This window comes from Microcoleus sp. A006_D1 (genome assembly GCF_036702805.1).
Lineage (GTDB): Bacteria > Cyanobacteriota > Cyanobacteriia > Cyanobacteriales > Microcoleaceae > Microcoleus.
Genome location: NZ_JAUBVZ010000002.1, coordinates 160,484 through 177,536, shown reverse-complemented (window position 1 = coordinate 177,536; position 17,053 = coordinate 160,484). Strand labels below are relative to the sequence as shown.

Sequence of the window (17,053 nt, the reverse complement as noted above, 5' to 3'; positions counted from 1 at the left end):
ATATTTACTTGTATCTGATTATATAGCCTTTCTCAGAAAGATCAGGTACGCGAACGGCATTGGGCAAACAGGCCAAACAGGCCAAACAGGCCAAACAGGCCAAACAGGCCAAACAGGGCAAACAGGGCAAACAGGTCATTGGCCAAACAGGTCATTGGCCAAACAGGTCATTGGCCAAACAGGGCCTTGGGCATAGGGCATAGGGCATAGGGCATAGGCCAAACAGGTCATTGGCCAAACAGGTCATTGGCCAAACAGGGCAAACAGGCCTTGGGCAAACAGGCCAAACAGGCCAAACAGGTCAAACAGGCCAAACAGGCCAAACAGGCCAAACAGGCCAAACAGGCCAAACAGGCCAAACAGGCCAAACAGGTCCTTGGGCATTGGGCATTGGGGCGCTGATTCCCGGTTTCTACCCAAAATTACGAACAGGAACGAGAAATCTAGTCGTTTAACCGGGTTTCCGAGGTCGCAAGTGCGATCGCGAACTGTACCAGTTTCTTTGTAGTTCACTTACATAAAAAGTGCTATAATTAACTCGTTACCAAGAAGAGTATGGCGAACGATAAAACAAGTAATAAACACTCAAAAACAGCCACTACAAACCAGAAAATTCTCTAGGTTCAGGCAGTTGGGTATGGTTGAGCCAATATTCGCCAAAACTCTGCATCATTTCCGATAAAGAAGCAAATCCGACAGGTTTAACCAAATAAGAATTCACCCCTAAATCATAAGCTTGATTGATATCAAGTGTTTGCCTAGAAGAAGTAAGCATCACCACCGGCAAGCGTTTTAGTTCCGGCTGCTGCTTCAGCCAAACCAGAACCTCGTGACCCGATCGCCTGGGCAACTTCAAATCTAGTAAAATTATCCTTGGTAAAGGATAGCGCTCGCGATCGCTGTATTCTCCGTCACCATTTAAATAAAAAACCGCTGCATCTCCATCTCGGACAATTTGCAGCGAAGTATTAGTAAAAATCCGATCACGAAACGCCCGCTGCATCAACAGAATATCAACGGGATTATCTTCCACCAGCAAAATCGTCTGCGTTTGCGTCATCCTTTCCTCAGTTGTATCCAAAATCGACTGCCGTGTCCTAATTGAGATTCAACCCCAACTTGACCGCCCATGCGATCGACTGCTTTTTGTACAATAGCTAATCCTATACCAGTTCCGGGGTATGACTCGATACCGTGCAGGCGTTCAAACACGCGAAAAATGCGTTTTTGATGTTCTGGAGCAATACCGATGCCGTTGTCTTCTACCCAAAGACGGACTGTGCGATCCTGTTCTAGGGCTTCGCTAACGGGCAATGGGCAACCGGCAATCAGTAACTGCGAATGCTCCCACTGTCCCACTGTCCCCCTTTCCCACTCTCGCGCTGTCTGTCTGTCTGTCTCTGGCTCTTGAGGCAGCTCAATTTCCTGGGCCCATATCTGCACTTGCGGCGGTGCGCCTGCCACAAATTTTATAGCATTGGTGAGCAGATTTGCGATTGCTTGAACTAAAGTAACGCGGTGGGCAATTACCGGAAATAAGGGCGATCGCACGCTGATTTGAGCGCCGCGGGATTTAGCGTCAGCTTGTACCATCGCAATTGCCTCGGCGACAGCAGATTCTAAGTCTAGAACTTGCAGCGATAAATCAGTGCGGCTCAGGCGGCTGTAAGCTAGCAAATCTTGGATCAAATCTTCTAATTGTTGCCCACAATTCACAATTTGGTGGGCGTATTCTTGACCGAGTTCGTCGAGGAAATCGCGGTAATCTTCTAACAAAGCTTCAGCCAATCCCTGCATTCCGCGCAGGGGAGCACGCAAATCGTGGGCGACGGTATAGGTGAAAGCTTCTAATTCTTCATTAGCTGCTTGAAGTTGATTGGTGCGGAGTTCCACTCGTCTTTCTAACGTAGCGTTGAGCATCCGAATTTCGGCTTCTGCTTGTTTGCGCGCAGTTACGTCAATGGCGGTACTAATTACTAAACTTCTGCCGTCGGAAAGCTTGCCTAGAGATGCTGAATAAAAGTCCCAAATTCGTTTTTCGCCTGTGGCTGTGGTAATTATATATTCGCCTTCATGAATGCCAGCGTTTAATTGGTGCAGCGCTTCGATATCTGCTTGGACTAGCGATTTGCGGCTGCCGTAAGCTTTTTCTGTCCAATCTTCAATTGTGGGAATTTCTGAGTATTCATAGCCTGAGAGTTGTGTCCAAGCGGAGTTAATTTGCAAAACTTCTCCGTTTTCAGCGTGCAGTATAATCGGCAGCGGAGTGTTGAGAATGACGCGGCGAAAACGTTTTTCGGTTAATTCTAGGGAATTGCGATCTTCTGCTAGCTGTTCTAACAGTTGATTTTGCTTGATTTCGGTATTGTCGCGCAAAGTGCGATCGCGCTTTACCAAATAGTAAACCAAAACCATCAACAGCAAATCTACCACACTAGCAACGGTAAAAGTCACGATTGTCAAATTAGCGCTGGCTTGAGATTCTCTAGCGCGCTGCTGCAATAGCAGATTTTCCTCAGCTACCATTACAGCTACCTGCTGCCGAATGCCGCCCATGATTTGCTTTCCCCTACCGGTTTTTACCAGCCGCAGGGCTGCTTCTAAGTTTTTTTTGCGCCGCAGATTGATGCTTTCTTCAAGTTCGGCTAATTTAGAGTCGATCGCAATTTTTAAGTCGCGAATGCGCTGTTGCTGCTGGTTGTTGTCGGCGGTTAGCTGCTGCAATCCGTTTACTTGTTGGTTGATGCGGGCGATCGCGCTGTGATACGGTTCTAAATAACGTTCTTCTCCCGTCAGCAAATAACCGCGCTGTCCGGTTTCAGCATCTTTTAAGGTGGAAAGCGTGGCTTCGAGTTCGGTTAAAACTTGGTGAGTTTGGCCCACCCAGCGTTCGTTTTCAACTAACTTGAGAATATTGCGGTAGGAAGTTGCCGCATTTAAAATTAGCAGCCCCAAGGCCATGCCGATGCCTGCGGTGATTTGGCTAGTCAGCGATTTGTTCATGAAATACTCGCCGCGCGATTCCTGCTTTTTTTTATTTTACTTGGATCTGGGCGATGAATTTTTGGCTCCGGCAGACACGGCGGCAAAAGCAGATAAATTCAAGGGTCAAATGTGCGACGATCTTGTTTTTAGTGTAGTCTCGATCCTGCTCGCATCCTCCTTAAGTAGGAGACAGCAAACAGACAATCTCTCGCTGCTAGCAAAGCTTAATTTGCCATTTTCTGTGGCATCACTTTTGCTGCTTTGACAATTTGCGATCGCGGCGGAAAAAAAGGAGTTTTTACCTATTGACTTGACTTGATTTTTGCGGTATATTTTAGATAATGGAAGTGGTAACTTAAGTTTTAAAATTGCCACTATTCCCATTATCTAATAATACCTTGTCAAGCCAGCCGCGTCAAGCTTTTTTACCCGAAAAAAAAGGCGAATTTTTAATGATTTGTGAAAAAAATAATTTTTTGGACGAAGCGGAGAAATTGGTAGGGGAAAGCGCAGATGAACGCAGATTAACGCAGATAATTTTAAGATGGGAGAGGGAATGGGGGCAATTGGAGTTTATAGTCTGTTTGCGATAGACTTGAATTGCAAAAATAATTAGGACGCTGCTCAGAGCAACGTCCCACAAATTTTTTTTTCTTGTGGGATGGGCTTCTAGCCCGTCCGAAAATTTGATTAAAAGAACTTTTGCAATTCAAGTCTGATTTAGACGATCGCACTGCACAGAGAAAATGATGATTCCGAGTGCAGTGGCGAAACAATAGAATTACGCAATAACAGCGGCTTTCATGGCCAAAATGCGATCGATCGCATCCTCAACCACCTTATCAGGAGTCGAAGCACCCGAAGTCACGCCGACGACAATATTACCATCAGGCAGCCAATTTTGGGCTACGACCAAATCTCCCCCTAAAGGCTTGTGTTCGATGCGATTTCCGGGTAAAATGCGCTCAGCACAATCAATGTGGTAGGAAGGAAGAGTTTTGTCGATCGCAATTTCCTGCAAGTGGGTAGTATTAGAAGAATTAAAACCCCCAATCACCAACATCAAATCCAACTTTTCCTCAACCAAACTCAACATAGCATCTTGCCGTTCCTGAGTCGCATCGCAGATAGTATTAAAACTGAGAAAATGTTGATTAAGATTCTCAGGCCCAAACTTCCGCATCATCGTCTTTTCAAACAACTTACCAATATTCTCGGTTTCGGTTTTGAGCATAGTAGTTTGGTTAGCAATCCCAACACTTACCAAATCCACATCTGGGTCAAAACCAGCCGAATAAGCCTTGCTAAACTTAGCAAGAAACTCATTTCTGTCGCCCCCATGCAAGATATAATTGCTGACATATTCAGCCTCATGCAAATTCAGCACAATCAAATACTTATCAGCAAAAGAACTGGTAGCAACAGTTTCCTCATGCTTGTACTGACCGTGAATAATCGAAGTATAATCTTTCTTCTTGTGCTTCTCAACAGTATTCCAAACCTTAGAAACCCAAGGACAAGTAGTATCAACAATCTTGCAGCCCTTCTCATTCAGCAACTGCATTTCTTGCACGCTCGCGCCAAAAGCCGGTAAAATTACCACATCGCCGCTATCGACAACCGAAAAATCTTTCAGTCCCTTGTCAACAGCAATAAAACCAACTTCCATATCCCGCAAATGCTGATTTACAGAAGGATTGTGAATAATCTCATTAGTAATCCAAATCCGTTCCGACGGGAAATGCTGGCGAGTCTCGTAAGCAATAGCCACAGCGCGTTCCACCCCCCAGCAAAACCCAAAAGCCTCAGCCAGCCGGATCGTGACTGCACCGCGTTGGAGCCTGTAATTGTTGTCGCGAATTTGCTGGATCAGACTGCTCTGATAAGCCGTCTGCATCACGCCAGCTACCTCAGCTTCGTGTCCGAAACCCTTGCGGTGGTAGTTTTCAGACTGTTGGAGCGATCGTTTAAAAGCTTTAGTATCCATGCGGTATCGAGTTGAAATCTAGGTTAATTACCTTTGATTTTAGAACCATTGGACAATTCTCATCTTAAATTTAGAAACCCCGCCTGCAACAATAGCAAAACGGGGCAACACAGATATTGTTGATTCTGACTGCAACTTAGAGCTTCAAACCTTCTGCTGCACAAAATCTGGCAAAGAAACCCGGTTTCTTAGAAAAATCAGGGTTGGGAGCCCATAAATCTACAAAGAAACCGGGTTTCACAGGCCTGAGTACGTCAGTTATGTCAAAGTTTCAAACCTTCTTCGGCGCAAAAGGAGAACCCGATTCAAACGAACTGAAACCGCCGGCAAAATCCTCACCGTAAGCTTCTTCCCCGTGTTGGCCGATATCCAAACCTTGGTCTTCAGCAGATGATGGCACTCGCAGCTCCATAAACTGCCCTAAAATTTTCAGGATCGCAAAAGTGCCGACACCGGCAAACACGTAAGTAGCTAGAATGGCGACAAACTGGGTCAGGATTTGCCCCGGATTACCGGCAAACAGACCATCAACTCCGGCAGCGTTAACCGCTTTAGTCGCAAACACACCAGTCAGCATGACGCCCACAGTCCCGCCGACTCCGTGAATCGGGAAGGTATCCAAAGAGTCGTCAAATCCCAGCTTAGCTCGCAAACTAACGGCAAAGAAGCAGCAAACGGCAGTGATCGATCCGATCAAAAGCGCTCCCACTGGGAGCACGTATCCAGCCGCAGGTGTGATGCCCACCAATCCCGCTAGGAAACCACTAGCAATTCCGACTGCTGTCGGTTTGCCTCTGAGTACCCATTCGATAATTGTCCAAGTTAAGCCAGCGGCTGCTGTAGAAATCATGGTGGTGACAAAAGCTACTGTTGCTAAGGAACCGGAGCCCAAAGCGCTACCGCCGTTGAAGCCAAACCAGCCAAACCACAGCAGCCCAATTCCCAGCAAGACGTAGGGTACGTTGTGGGGGGTGTGGGGCTTGTTCAAGTGGTCTTTGCGGGGCCCGATTACCCAAGCTGCGACTACGGCTGATACGCCGGAACTGATGTGCACGACTGTGCCGCCGGCAAAGTCCAAAACTCCGATCGCCTCCAGCCAACCTCTACCCCAAACCCAGTGGGCTAAAGGAGAGTAGATGAAGGTAGACCATAGCAGCCCGAACCAGAAATAGGTTTTAAATGTTACCCGTTCGACGATCGCCCCGGAAATCAGCGCCGGTGTGATGATGGCGAACATCATCTGGTAAACCATGAAGACTTGGTGGGGTATTGTCGGTGCGTAGCCGATCGGATCTGGTTTGTCGGCGACGACGTTGTTCAAAAACATCCAGTCGAAGCCGCCGATCACGCTTTCGAGTCCTTGGCCGAACCCTTTAGCATCCAGACTGCCGGGGGTGACATCAAAAGCTAAGCTGTAACCCCACAGCGTCCATGTGACGCCGATCAATCCCATCATCACCAAACTCATCATCATGGTGTTGAGGACGTTGCGCGATCGCACCAGTCCTCCGTAGAAAAACGCTAGCCCGGGTGTCATCAGCAGTACCAGTGCTGATGACATCAACATCCACGCTGTATCGCCTGTGTCGATCGGACTCGCCACCACCGCAGCAGCATCAGCAGCAGGAGCAGCATCTTGAGCTAAGGCATTGTTCATCAGCGGCCAGCTTAACAGCCACAGTGCGAGAATCCCGATCGTTAAACTTTTTTTGATCACGTTACTTTTACCTTCTAATACCCAGCAATTTTTAGGGAAGACCGAGCCGATTTTTAGATGTGAGGATTTCAGATGCAATAGTTATTTCGTTTTAAGTCCCTGTTTGAGCGGAACCAATCTTTAATAGATAATCCCCAAATCCTCAAGACTCGGACTTTACATAGCCGAACTCATCTAAATTCGTCAAGTGTCTATCCAATACTTTCCGCCTTTTGGATTGCACCATTTGTCACAACAGTTGTTCTGTATCACATTATACAAATTTCTTGATTATAATATTTTCTTAATCTATCCCCAGGTACTTGACATCACTGGTCGAAGCAAAGTAAGCGGGGAGGGGGAGAGGGAGAGAGGGGGAGAGTGGGGGAAAATCTTCCTTCTTGCTTCAACATCAGACTAACGACTAATGACTAATGACTAATGACTAATGACTAATGACTAATGACTAACGACTAATGACTAATGACTAATTTTTCAACTGCATCTGACCAAACATTTGCAGGGCCGATCGCCAAACCAGATAACCTCGATCGTTGAGGTGCAAGCCGTCTGTGCTGAGTTCGGTTGGCAAATTGCCGTCAGCATCCGCAAACAGTGGCTGCAAATCCAGATACAAAACATTTTCAGAAGTAGCAATTTCTTGGAGCCGCCGATTGATTGCCCGAATCCGACTGTTAGGAATTGCCAACAATCGATCGCGATTTTCCCAAGTAGCTTGTTCCCCGCTGTGCGGCAAAATCGACTGCACCACCACTTGTGCTTTCGGGTGAGCCCACCGCAAATCGCGGATAATCTGCCGCTGATTGTCCAAAATCCCTTCGTCGCTGGCCCCCCGCAACAAATCGTTAATCCCGATCATCACAAACACCGTATCGGGCACAGTTCGATCGAACAACTGCAACCGCTTCAGCAAACCTACGGAAGTCTCCCCCGAAATCCCTTGATTCAGCCAAATGCGATCGGGCGGTAACAGCTTCGTGGGAAACCACATACTCAGAGAATCCCCAGCCAAAACACTGAGTTTTGGGGGGCGATTGGCCGCCGCCGCCTCAGCTTCCCGCCCCAACTGCGTCACCCACTGCTGGTAAGACCATTTGTGTCGCGGCCCGGCAACAGGCAAGTCTGACACTGCCTTTGCAGAGTTTGTCGCCGTCGTCGTCGGCTGTCGAATTAGTTCCTCAGTGCCTTCTGCCGTTACCGCAGCACTCGCAGGAGAGCTTTCTGTCAAGTTGTGTCCCCGCAGCAGTTGAGCGACTGCGAGTATCAGTACCGCGTTTGTCAGCAGAGATAGCACAGCCCAAACCGGAACAGTTTTCGATCGGCTCATCTCCATCCCCAAGAGGGATTTATGAGTTCTACTTCTGCTAACTCCTCCAAACTTCTCCATAAACTCAAGCGATTTGCAGGCACCACACTGAATAATTGGCACTGATTGCTGCATCAAATTTTACCGTTAAATTTTCGCCTCGATTCTTGTAAGAATCAAGCACTGTGCTGTGTTGGGCGCGACGGCGATGCAGAACTTTACTTTTTCGCACTACTCTACCATAAAAAATCTGCCTACCAAACTTTCTTGCACAGAAATCATACGATTTTAGATTTTAGATTTTAGATTTTAGATTTGGGAATTACTTACTGCATCAAAATTTAGAGCTTTTCTACTGTTGCATTTTTTTTTACCAGGCTGCCCGACGCAAAAACCCGGTTTTTTTAAGTAATTGCGTGATTTTAGCAAGATAATTAGAACGATAAACCGGGTTTAAAAGGGTCAAGAGTGTGTGGGGGACTGCATCTGTGGGCGGGGGATTTCAGATGTTGGTTTTTCAGAATAAAGCCCTAGATTAGCGCAAAAATCGCCGATCGAGGGCCATAAAGCTGAAGAAAGTCGATCTCTTCGCGCGCTCTACAGTTTGGTAGCCCTGCCCCCAGAACCCCCAGCAGAACCGCCGTAGCCGCTCTCACTTCTGTTGCCCGAGCTAGTTTCCTTGACAAACCCGGTGTAAGCTTCCATCCCGTGTTCGCCGATATCCAAACCTTCAGCCTCCTCTACAGCAGAAACCCGGATACCCAACAAAGCTTTGAGCGCCGCCCAAAAAATCGTACTCAGCAGCACGGTCATCCCGCCTACAGAGATAATCCCCATCAACTGCGGTATTAGTTGATCGAAACCTCCGCCGACAAACAATCCCGCTTTCGGGCCTGCGGTATAAATTCCAGTTGTCGGCCCGTCAGCAAACAGCCCAACTGCCAGAGTTCCCCAGATGCCGCAGACTAAGTGAACTGAAGTTGCTCCTACAGGGTCGTCAATTTTCAAGTTGTCGAAGAAAGTTACTGCGAAAACTACCAGGATACCGGCGATCGTGCCAATAATGGCAGAGTTGGGTATGTTGACCCAAGCGCAGCTCGCTGTTACCCCGACTAAGCCGGCGAGGATGCCGTTGATAATCATCGACAGGTCAGGTTTTCCCAGGTACAGCCAAGCTGTAATCATGGCAGCAACACCTCCGAAAGCACCAGCGGTATTGGTGGTGATCGCAATGTGGGCGATCGCATTTGGATCGACTGCCATTGTCGAACCGGGATTGAACCCGAACCAACCCAACCACAGAATCAAACAGCCCAGGGTGGCAATGCTCATATTGTGTCCCGGCATCGCCACAGTATCCCCGTCGCGGTACTTGCCGATCCGCGGCCCCAAAAATGCCGCTCCCATCAAAGCAGCCCAACCGCCTACCGAGTGAACCACTGTCGAACCGGCAAAATCCCAGAAGCCAGCTTTTGCCAGCCAGCCTCCGCCCCAAATCCAGTGTCCGGTAATTGGGTAAGCAATGCCTACTAACAGCAAGCAGAAAATTAAGAATTCCAGGAATTTAATTCGCTCTGCAACTGCCCCAGAAACGATCGTGGCAGCAGTTCCGGCAAAAACTAATTGGAAAAAGAATTTAGCGTTGAGGGGTACTCCCGTCCAGTTTAGCGAGTCGAAAATGCCTTGATAAGCGTCTCCTGTGGCGGGGCTGTTGTCAGCTACATTCCACAGAAAAAATCCGCCGCTGTTGCCGATAAAACCGTTGCCGTCGCTGAACATTAAGGCAAAGCCGATCGCCCAATATGCGATCGTAGACAGCGCAAACACAATCAAGTTTTTTGCCAGCACGTTAACTGCATTTTTCTGGCGGCAAAAACCAGTTTCCAACATCCCGAAACCCGCGTTCATAAAGAACACTAGCATCCCAGTCACCATTACCCACATCGTATCCATGCCCACCTTGAGGCTTGCTAATTGTTCCTCGGTGGTTGGCGCGGGAGGGGTTTGGGCTACCGCCGCATATCCCCAGATTAAGACGATGATGGCAGCTAAAGGTATGCAGGCTTGCCAACTGGGGCTCAGGCGGGCGATCGTCCTTTGTAATTTCTTGAACCTGCTGACTTTCGTCAAAAACTTAGCTGCTGGGACATTCAAAGACTCCCGCCTGACTTGTTTCGAGTTTTTCTTTCCGACAGTCATTTTAATCACTTTCGCCCTCTTTACAACTAATCAGCTCAGCAATATTCCGAAAACTTTCCAATTTTACTACAGAAGTTTATAGATTATTGTTCAGATTGAGATAATTCTGATAGCCTATATCTTCTAGCAGACTTTGTTTTTTCATTACAGATTCGGACAAGTTTTTGCGGTAAGCCAGAATTCGCTCTAGCAATTCTGGCTGGGAAACTGCTAATATTTGAATTGCCAGCAAGCCAGCATTTTTAGCATTGCCGATCGCCACTGTTGCTACGGGTATCCCGGCTGGCATTTGGACGATCGAGTACAGGGAATCTATTCCTTGCAGGTGGCGGCTCGCTATCGGCACGCCAATTACCGGCAAAGGTGTTAAAGATGCTACCATACCCGGAAGGTGCGCTGCTCCTCCAGCACCTGCGATAATTACTTTAAAGCCCCGTTGGTGGGCGGTTTGAGCGTATTCCACCATGCGCTCGGGAGTGCGGTGGGCCGAGACAATCGCTACCGAGCAAGGTACATTGAATTCTTCGCAAACTGCGATCGCATCTTTCATGGTTGGCAAATCCGAATCGCTGCCCATGATAATTCCAACTGTCGGTTCATTCATGCAATTTTAAGATTTCAGACTTCAAATAGATGCTAATCATAAATTATTCTATTCCCTCAAGCTTATAAATTTTCCCGTAAATAGTGATGACTGAAGCCAAAACCCCAACTACTGCCCGCACAGATATTGTCAATGCTCGCCTCCCCGGTTGCCAGGATTTGCAGATGCTTGCTGTTGACGCAACGGGCATCATTCAAGAAGTTTGTCCGATGGACGCCGTATTTAAACGTATTTCTCCTCCCAATTTGCAATTGCTTGATGCAGCAGGCGATTGGCTTTCTCTGGGCGGTGTTGACTTGCAGATTAACGGAGCTCTCGGTTGGGCTTTCCCCGATTTAGAAAGCAAGGATATTGAAGTTTTACCGAAAATTTGTCAATTTTTATGGTATCAGGGAGTCGATGCTTTTTTGCCGACTTTGGTGACAACTTCCCTGGATAAGTTTAGGCGATCGCTCAGGGCGATAGCTGATTATATCCGCACAGTAAAAACCGCCGCTGCCGCCACCAATCAACCCAAAACAGCGGAAATTCTCGGCGTTCACCTCGAAGGCCCTTTTCTCAACCCCCAGAAGCGAGGAGCTCACCCAGTTGAGTTTTTACTACCGCTAACTATAGAAAATGTCAAGCAAGTTTTAGGAGATTGTGCCGATATTGTCAAAATAATTACTTTAGCACCAGAATTAGACAGCACTGGCGAAGTCATTCCCTATTTGCAAAGTTTGGGAATTGCCGTTAGTCTCGGACACTCCCAAGCGACGGCAGAGCAAGCGGAGCAAGCATTTGCCCAAGGAGCTTCAATGGTAACTCATGCTTTTAATGCGATGCCGAGTTTGCACCACCGAGAACCGGGTTTGTTGGGCGCGGCGATCGTTTATCCGGGCGTCAAATGCGGTTTAATTGCTGACGGGAGGCACGTTTCTCCGACAATGATCGATTTTTTGCTGCGCGCTGGCAAGTACGAAACAGGCGTTTTTTTGGTCAGCGATGCTTTAGCTCCTTTGGGTTTGCCTGACGGTGTTTATCCTTGGGATTCCCGACAAATTGAAGTCAGAAAAGGTACAGCTTGGGTAAGATTAGATTACCACTCGCCCCTGGAATCTGCTACTTTGGCAGGTACAACTCTGCCACTGTTGGCGGGAGTGCAGAATTTGGTGAAGTGGGGGATTTGCGATGCCGAAAGTGCGATCGCCCTAGCAACTGAATCTCCCAGAAAGGCGATGGGACTTTCGGGAATTATCGGCAAACCGGCAACTCAAATGTTGCGCTGGAATTTAAATGAGGTGACAAAAGAATTGACTTGGCACAGACTATTTTAGATCTGAGAATTGAGATTTACGGTTTGAGATTTGAAGTTTTAATCTAGAATTTAGCTAAAATCAGTTGTGGTAAGTTGTGCGTTTTTCGCTCCAGATTGGTATATAAGACCAATTGGGTCAGATTATTAGGAAATTATGACTTTCTGAAATGCTTGCGTTAGATTGCTTCTTCCTTCTTCCTTCAGTCAACTATCAATTGTCAACCCAACGACTCCCCTCGACTTCGCGGGCGGGCAAGTCGGGAGCGGACAAGCTGTCAACTATCAACTGTCAACTGTCAACTATCAACTCTTCCTTCTTCTGCTATAATATCTAACCGTTGGCAATAACTCAGCAGCAGGCAAACCGATGAATTTGGTAGACGACAAGACTATAGTTAAACAGTATTTTAACTCGACGGGATTCGATCGCTGGCAGCGAATTTACGGCGACGGTGAAGTCAACAAAGTGCAGCTAGACATCCGCACCGGGCACCAGAAAACAGTGGATACAGTCATCGAATGGCTGAAAGCAGACGGCAATTTGCCCGGGCTTGGTATCTGCGATGCCGGCTGCGGTGTGGGATCTCTGAGCATTCCTCTGGCTGAGGCTGGGGCAATGGTTTGCGCTAGCGATATCTCTGAAAAGATGGTAGCAGAAGCCTACGATCGATCGACAGCCGTCCCCGGCAAGCTGTACAACATCTCCTTCGCCGCCCAAGATTTGGAAGCTTTAACGGGCCAATTTCACACCGTTATTTGCCTGGACGTGCTGATCCACTATCCTCAGAGTAAGGCTGCGGAAATGATCGCTCACCTAAGTTCGATCGCCCAATCGCGATTAATTCTGAGTTTTGCTCCCAAAACTTTAGCACTTACCGCCCTCAAAAAATTTGGCGAACTTTTCCCCGGCCCGAGCAAAACTACCCGCGCTTATCAGCACCGCGAAGCAGATATTATCAAAATCCTAGAAAGCAACGGCTTTGTTGTCAATAGAGCAGCCCTAAATAGCACTAGCTTTTACTATTCTCGCTTGCTGGAAGCTGTTCGCAAATAAACTAAAAATATTGGCTTAAAACTGACTCTATCGTAAACGTAGGGTGCGCAGCGCGCACCTTTCCTTCACCCAGTTACGCCAACAATTAACCTCAATCACAAGTGATTGACGTTAACTTATATCCTAATTGCCAATTCGCCATTAAATACTATAGCAGTTCTCAGAAAGATGAGGTATGGCAAATTCTCCTACAAGCACCAGGGATCAGACACACTGCGGGCGATTATTTTTCCCTCCAGAAACCTCAGTCAGCTTATAGGAACTACCAATTACCAATTACCAATTACCAATTCCCAATTCCCAATTCCCAATTCCCAATTCCCAATTCCCAATTCCCTAATTCTCAAACACATTGCTCGAAAACATCTCTGTCAAAGTGCGTAAGTAAGGTAAAAATACCATCACATCCGCAGCGGGAAGGCGATCGGATATTTCCCAAAATAAAATCAGCAGCATATCCTGCACTAACTCCCAACTTACATGAAGTTTGGGGTAAAGCATCACACAAATTGGAAACAATTCTTGCTGTATCGGGCCAATGCTTTCTGCCAAAACGCACCAGCACAAATAGCTTTGAAAAATCTCCACATCCCGAATACCAGAAATTTTTACCTGCGGATCGCTCAAATAACCGCTGCTGCTGCGGTATCCTTGATGCTGGGAACTAGCTCTATCGTAGACTGCACTAGCAATCTGAGTCGTGTGCTGCAACAAATGCTGAACCGCTAAGAGAGCTTTTGAATTCGGGGGCTGATTCGCCGCACCCTCGTTAATCTCTCCGTAGGGAATGTGCAGGTAGTCGTCTACAACTTTTAAGTAGGGTGCAAATTCCGATCGCTCTGACTCCGAAAGACATCCTAACAAAATTTTGCTAGTGTATTGAAACTCCAACGTTACAAATCCCAGCACTAACGGATCTGTCTCTGAGTATTTCCGCCTCACTTCGACAATATCTTTTCCCACCAGCACTGACAAGCGGAAAACAGGTTCTCTATCGCCGTAAGCGTCTATTGCTTTCCGATATAAGGTGCGAGTGTCGGCGGCAATTTCTTCCTGATTAATTAAGCTCGGATCGATCGCGTGCCGCTCTATTTGTTCCCCTAAAACCGCTTCTACCCTACTCCAAGCTATCTCGGTGGCTACTTTCAGCGTATCTGTTAATTTGTCAACTATTTTTGCTCGATTTCCCTCAAAATTACTTGACTCTGGGCTGTGGGGAATTTGCCGCGGCGCTTGGTTTTCTCGTGCCGCCACTGTACTGTAATATTTTTTTGCCCAGCTAAATGCTAAGGAAGAAACGCTGATGCCTTTAGCCTCTGGGAGTTTGTGAGTCTCCGCTCCGGTAATACCCTGTGACGCAAGACTCTCGCCCTGTTGAATTTCGCCTGCTGCTGGTAAAGACTTTAAAGATATTTGTGAAATACCCGTCATGAGAAACCTCGTTTTTTTATAAAGTCGCACCCGATCGATTCCCCTAATTTTTAACGTTGTTAACTACAATCTTCTGCATTTGTTAACTGACAGTCATCCGCCATTGTGCTTAAAGTTATCGGCCATTTGGCTGTACTGCCTGCATCTTGATACGAGCTGCACGTTAATAAGGCTATTGATTGTGCGATAGATCACAGTCACCATGCGATCGCCACCCTTTTTTTTTTACTTGAGCTGTAAACACGGCAAAAAATATAATTAACTTGTCTTAAAACGTGAGAATTAAAGTCAAGTCTGCCTCGAAAAAACTGAGCCTTGAAATAGTCGATATGTTTTGGCAGCGCTGCCCTCTATCGCCCTAAGTTATCAAAAAATCTAGGCTACATCACGAGCCGGTGCCTTTGATTAATTTATTTTATTAGGTGGATTAGATTTTTTTTTCAGCCTTGATGTTTTTAGGAAACCTTAACACATACAGCCAGCGACTTAGATAAATAAATAATTAAAACTGAGATGAGCATCAGATCGCTCTGCGTTTCGTGAATGCCATTGCCAGCGTTTTTTTGGAATCAGTTTTTTGGCTTCCCCGTCAAGCCTTAGCTCTCGCGTTCTTGTTCCCCGCAGGGGTTCCCGTTCCCCGTAGGGGTTCGGTGAAGGGTAGGGTATGGCAGCTATACCGAGCAGGAATCGCCCGCCATTGCTTAGCATCCATTCGATCGCTCCATCACGCTTCTAAACCGGAATCTCGATCGACTCACCCGCTCGATAAAACATCTTAGCAACAGGGAGTGGTTCGAGTCGTCTGCCCTTTGAGGGAGCTTCCCCCTACAACGATAGATGAGGTTGATTCAGCCCCACGGGCGATCGCTCCTCAAAAACAGCACGGCCGCTAGCTGTTTAAGCCTATGCCTTCGGGTAGGATTAATAGGACGAGAGGATGTGGAAAAAATGAGCGCCAGCAATTCAACAGAAATCAAGTTCGGAACCGATGGGTGGCGAGGACTGATTGCCCGTGACTTTACTTTTGCCAACGTGCGAAAAGTCACCCGGGCGATCGCCAGTTACCTAGAAACCGCTTACACCAAAGACCGCCCAGTTCTAGTATCATACGATACCCGCTTTCTGGCAGACGAATTCGCCCGCACGTCGGCGGAAGTATTGGCAGATTTGGGATGGACGGTGATGGTGGTCGATCGAGATTGCCCGACACCAGTCATCGCCTACAGCGCCAAGCATCTCAACTCCGCAGGCGCCCTGATGTTCACGGCTTCCCACAATCCCGCACCTTACTGCGGCATCAAATACATCCCCGACTACGCGGGCCCGGCTACCCCGGAAATTACTGATACCATTGTGGCAAATATTGCTGGCGCTTCTGACGCCCCAGCCAAAGGCAACCACAACGATAAAATCTCCACTTTTGACCCGAAACCCGAATATCTGAAGTTTCTTTATACTTTGATCGATGTAGAGCGGATTCGCTCTGCTAAGTTGAAGGTGAAGTACGACGCTCTTTATTCGACTTCTCGCGGCTATCTCGACGGCGTTTTGGAACACTGCGGCTGCGATGTCGAAAGTTTTCACACCTACCGCGACGTGCTGTTTGGTGGCGGAATGCCTGAGCCCAAGGGCGAACAGTTAGTCGAGTTGGTGGAAGCTGTTAAGAAGGATTCGGCAGATTTGGGTTTGGCTACCGATGGCGACGCCGATCGCTTTGGTATAGTTGATGAGTTGGGAAATGTCTTGACTCCAAACACTGTGCTGTTGCTGTTGGCCCGCCACTTGGTGAAGAATAAAGGCTTGACTGGGGCGATCGTCCGTACTGTCGCAACTACCCACTTGCTTGACAATCTGGCCGCCAAATACGGTTTAACAATCTACGAAACCGCAGTCGGTTTCAAATACATCGGCGAAAAAATGCGGGAAACTGCGGTGCTCATCGGTGGCGAAGAGTCGGGCGGTTTGAGCATTTTGGGTCACATCCCCGAAAAAGACGGGATTTTGGCTGATATGCTAGTTGCTGAGGCGATCGCCTATGAAGGCAAACCGCTTTCTCAGTTAGTCGAAGAAGCCATCAAGGAAGCCGACGGCCCCCTGTTCAATAAGCGCTTGGACTTGCACCTAGATGACGCGCACAAAACAGCCGTTTTGGACTCTTTTACTAAGAATCCCCCCACAGAAATAGCGGGTATTGGCGTTAAGGAAATCGGCCGCAAAGACGGGATTAAACTTTATCTTGAAGACGGCGGCTGGGTACTGCTGCGGCCTTCGGGAACCGAACCTTTGATGCGGGTTTACATGGAAACCAACTCTTTGGAAAAACAAACCAAAGTTGCGGAATACATGGAAAAGGTAATTTCCCACTTAGAACCTGCTTAACTTTCAACTTATCCCAATGCGGGGGTTTTCCCCTACGCCTTGAGATTGTAGGGTGCGCCCAGCGCACCTTACGTATTCTTTAGAACTCTGGCAA

General features: G+C 47.6%; 12 protein-coding genes. 3 read left to right on the top strand and 9 right to left on the bottom strand.

Translation table 11 applies throughout. The annotated features are described in order from the left end of the window. Window positions 1-243 precede the first annotated feature (243 nt). From QUB68_RS03670 to purE, 8 genes are all read right to left on the bottom strand, one after another. On the bottom strand, window positions 244-384 hold the full coding sequence (locus QUB68_RS03670; protein ID WP_332989494.1) for a hypothetical protein: 141 nt from the start codon (window positions 382-384) through the stop codon (window positions 244-246). Window positions 385-598: 214 nt separating this feature from the next. After that, the gene (locus tag QUB68_RS03665) at window positions 599-1,060 is read right to left on the bottom strand and encodes a response regulator (RefSeq protein WP_332989492.1); all 462 of its coding nucleotides are present in this window, start codon (window positions 1,058-1,060) and stop codon (window positions 599-601) included. After that, on the bottom strand, window positions 1,057-3,003 hold the full coding sequence (locus QUB68_RS03660; RefSeq protein WP_332989491.1) for a sensor histidine kinase: 1,947 nt from the start codon (window positions 3,001-3,003) through the stop codon (window positions 1,057-1,059). The genes QUB68_RS03665 and QUB68_RS03660 overlap by 4 nt, the downstream gene beginning before the upstream one ends. A 763-nt stretch (window positions 3,004-3,766) precedes the next feature. Further along, entirely contained in the window at window positions 3,767-4,972 is a 1,206-nt protein-coding gene (locus QUB68_RS03655; protein WP_332989489.1) for a 4-hydroxy-3-methylbut-2-enyl diphosphate reductase, read from the bottom strand. A gap of 271 nt (window positions 4,973-5,243) precedes the next feature. Then, window positions 5,244-6,689, bottom strand: a complete 1,446-nt coding sequence (locus tag QUB68_RS03650; protein ID WP_332989487.1) for an ammonium transporter — start codon at window positions 6,687-6,689, stop codon at window positions 5,244-5,246. 466 nt (window positions 6,690-7,155) lie between these two features. Continuing rightward, entirely contained in the window at window positions 7,156-8,076 is a 921-nt protein-coding gene (locus QUB68_RS03645; protein WP_332989485.1) for an SGNH/GDSL hydrolase family protein, read from the bottom strand. 516 nt (window positions 8,077-8,592) lie between these two features. Continuing rightward, entirely contained in the window at window positions 8,593-10,194 is a 1,602-nt protein-coding gene (locus QUB68_RS03640; protein WP_332989483.1) for an ammonium transporter, read from the bottom strand. 76 nt (window positions 10,195-10,270) lie between these two features. After that, window positions 10,271-10,798, bottom strand: a complete 528-nt coding sequence (purE, locus tag QUB68_RS03635) for a 5-(carboxyamino)imidazole ribonucleotide mutase (protein WP_332989482.1) — start codon at window positions 10,796-10,798, stop codon at window positions 10,271-10,273. A gap of 86 nt (window positions 10,799-10,884) precedes the next feature. Between purE and nagA the strand changes: the two genes are divergently transcribed. Both nagA and bchM read left to right on the top strand, forming a co-directional pair. Next, window positions 10,885-12,114, top strand: coding sequence for an N-acetylglucosamine-6-phosphate deacetylase (nagA, locus tag QUB68_RS03630; RefSeq protein ID WP_332989480.1), 1,230 nt, complete (start codon window positions 10,885-10,887; stop codon window positions 12,112-12,114). Between the two features lie 348 nt (window positions 12,115-12,462). After that, entirely contained in the window at window positions 12,463-13,149 is a 687-nt protein-coding gene (bchM, locus tag QUB68_RS03625; protein ID WP_332989479.1) for a magnesium protoporphyrin IX methyltransferase, read from the top strand. 336 nt (window positions 13,150-13,485) lie between these two features. On the opposite strand, the gene QUB68_RS03620 is transcribed toward bchM, so the two are convergent. Beyond that, a complete protein-coding gene (locus QUB68_RS03620) occupies window positions 13,486-14,580 on the bottom strand; it encodes a hypothetical protein (protein ID WP_332989477.1) in 1,095 nt (364 codons plus the stop codon). An 837-nt stretch (window positions 14,581-15,417) separates the two neighbouring features. Between QUB68_RS03620 and QUB68_RS03615 the strand changes: the two genes are divergently transcribed. Further along, window positions 15,418-16,959 (top strand): phosphoglucomutase/phosphomannomutase family protein, encoded by a 1,542-nt coding sequence (locus QUB68_RS03615; protein ID WP_442923038.1) that lies wholly within the window; start codon window positions 15,418-15,420, stop codon window positions 16,957-16,959. Window positions 16,960-17,053: the final 94 nt, after the last annotated feature.

Bases quoted from the DNA above. Each gene is read 5' to 3' on its own strand.
- QUB68_RS03640 (WP_332989483.1), bottom strand. From the start codon at position 10,194: ATGACTGTCGGAAAGAAAAACTCGAAACAAGTCAGGCGGGAGTCTTTG.
- QUB68_RS03615 (WP_442923038.1), top strand. From the start codon at position 15,418: ATGAGGTTGATTCAGCCCCACGGGCGATCGCTCCTCAAAAACAGCACG.
- bchM (WP_332989479.1), top strand. From the start codon at position 12,463: ATGAATTTGGTAGACGACAAGACTATAGTTAAACAGTATTTTAACTCG.
- QUB68_RS03620 (WP_332989477.1), bottom strand. From the start codon at position 14,580: ATGACGGGTATTTCACAAATATCTTTAAAGTCTTTACCAGCAGCAGGC.
- QUB68_RS03655 (WP_332989489.1), bottom strand. From the start codon at position 4,972: ATGGATACTAAAGCTTTTAAACGATCGCTCCAACAGTCTGAAAACTAC.
- QUB68_RS03670 (WP_332989494.1), bottom strand. From the start codon at position 384: ATGCCCAAGGACCTGTTTGGCCTGTTTGGCCTGTTTGGCCTGTTTGGC.
- QUB68_RS03645 (WP_332989485.1), bottom strand. From the start codon at position 8,076: ATGGAGAAGTTTGGAGGAGTTAGCAGAAGTAGAACTCATAAATCCCTC.
- QUB68_RS03660 (WP_332989491.1), bottom strand. From the start codon at position 3,003: ATGAACAAATCGCTGACTAGCCAAATCACCGCAGGCATCGGCATGGCC.
- purE (WP_332989482.1), bottom strand. From the start codon at position 10,798: ATGAATGAACCGACAGTTGGAATTATCATGGGCAGCGATTCGGATTTG.
- nagA (WP_332989480.1), top strand. From the start codon at position 10,885: ATGACTGAAGCCAAAACCCCAACTACTGCCCGCACAGATATTGTCAAT.
- QUB68_RS03665 (WP_332989492.1), bottom strand. From the start codon at position 1,060: ATGACGCAAACGCAGACGATTTTGCTGGTGGAAGATAATCCCGTTGAT.